Source organism: Methylocystis sp. Sn-Cys (assembly GCF_016745395.1).
Lineage (GTDB): Bacteria > Pseudomonadota > Alphaproteobacteria > Rhizobiales > Beijerinckiaceae > Methylocystis > Methylocystis iwaonis.
Window position 1 is genome coordinate 1 of record NZ_JAERVJ010000016.1, and the last position, 2,067, is coordinate 2,067.

A 2,067-nucleotide genomic window follows, 5' to 3' on the forward strand; every position below is an offset into this window, starting at 1 on the left:
TACGCCATTCGTGCAGGTCGGAACTTACCCGACAAGGAATTTCGCTACCTTAGGACCGTTATATTTACGGCCGCCGTTTACCGGGGCTTCAATTCAAGGCGTGAACCTCTCCTCTTAACCTTCCGGCACCGGGCAGGCGTCAGACCCTATACGTCATCTTGCGATTTCGCAGAGCCCTGTGTTTTTGTTAAACAGTTGCCACCCCCTGGTCTGTGCCCCTCCGATCTGGTTGCCCAAACCGAAGGCCTCCTTATCCCGAAGTTACGGAGGTAAATTGCCGAGTTCCTTCAACGTCATTCTCTCAAGCGCCTTGGTATACTCTACCAGTCCACCTGTGTCGGTTTCGGGTACGGTCTGATGCAGGGGCTATTTCCTGGCGCGAGTTCACTGCCCGGACAATCCAGTAAGTCCGAACAATTTACCCCACGCGTCACCACCTGCTGGCCCACGAATATTAACGTGGTTCCCATCGACTACGCCTTTCGGCCTCGCCTTAGGGACCGGCTAACCCTGCGAAGATTAACTTTACGCAGGAACCCTTGGACTTTCGGCGACACTGTCTTTCACAGTGTTTCTCGTTACTCATGTCAGCATTCGCACTTCCGATACCTCCAGGATGTCTCACGACTGTCCCTTCACAGGCTTACGGAACGCTCCGCTACCGCTCACCCTTGCGGATGAACCCAAAGCTTCGGCTCGTGGCTTGAGCCCCGGTACATCTTCGGCGCGAGAACCCTTATTTAGACCAGTGAGCTGTTACGCTTTCTTTAAAGGATGGCTGCTTCTAAGCCAACCTCCTGGTTGTTTTGGGATTCTTACATCCTTTCCCACTTAGCCACGAATTGGGGGCCTTAGCTGTTGGTCTGGGTTGTTTCCCTCTCCACAATGGACGTTAGCACCCACTGTGTGTCTCCCGCACAGTTCTTCCAGGTATTCGGAGTTTGGTTGGGTTTGGTAAGTCTGTGGGACCCCCTAGCCCATCCAGTGCTCTACCCCCTGGAGAATAAATGCGAGGCGCTACCTAAATAGCTTTCGCGGAGAACCAGCTATTTCCGAGTTTGGTTGGCCTTTCACCCCTAACCACAAGTCATCCGAGTCTATTTCAACAGACACCGGTTCGGTCCTCCAGTGCATGTTACTGCACCTTCAACCTGCTCATGGCTAGATCACTCGGTTTCGGGTCTAAAGCAACGAACTGAACGCCCTGTTCAGACTCGCTTTCGCTGCGCCTACGCCTACCGGCTTAAGCTTGCTCGTTACTTTAAGTCGCTGACCCATTATACAAAAGGTACGCCGTCACCCTTGCGGGCTCCGACTGTTTGTAGGTATCCGGTTTCAGGGACTGTTTCACTCCCCTCGTCGGGGTGCTTTTCACCTTTCCCTCACGGTACTTGTTCACTATCGGTCGCTGAGGAGTACTTAGGCTTGGAGAGTGGTCTCCCCATGTTCAGACAGGATTGCACGTGTCCCGCCCTACTCGTATCTCTTCGCCTTCGAAATCCCTACGGGGCTGTCACCCGCTATGGCCCGGCTTTCCAACCGGTTCGAGTTAAAAGACAAAGAGCATTGGCCTGGTCCGCGTTCGCTCGCCACTACTAACGGAGTCTCGTTGATGTCCTTTCCTCCGGTTACTTAGATGTTTCAGTTCACCGGGTTCGCTTTTGTGACCTATGGATTCAGTCACAAATACCTTCTCATGATCTCTGTTAGTCCAAAGACATCGTGTTTTTGCGCCGCAAGCGGCGCGCCCCTCGCATTGGCTCGGCGTCGCAGTCGCTCCTAGCGTCGCTTGCGCGACGCCAGGGGCTTAGCCCCGCCGTTCCCTATCAAGGAACACCATGACGTCGACCCGATGCTGTGCGCATCAGATCGAACTCTTCGGAATAACAGAGATCGAAGGTGGGTTTCCCCATTCGGAAATCCGCGGATCAAAGGTTGTTCGCACCTCCCCACGGCTTATCGCAGCGTACCACGTCCTTCATCGCCTCTCAGCGCCAAGGCATCCACCGAATACCCTTAAGGCACTTGATCGCTCTCATTATCAACACCCACCCCTCGGCAGAGGTC

Annotated in this window: 1 rRNA gene; it reads right to left on the bottom strand. The window is 54.2% G+C overall.

Annotated elements, in window-relative coordinates:
- Nucleotides 1-2,031, bottom strand: a 23S ribosomal RNA gene (locus JJT62_RS18900); the annotation flags it as partial.
- Nucleotides 2,032-2,067 lie beyond the last annotated feature (36 nt).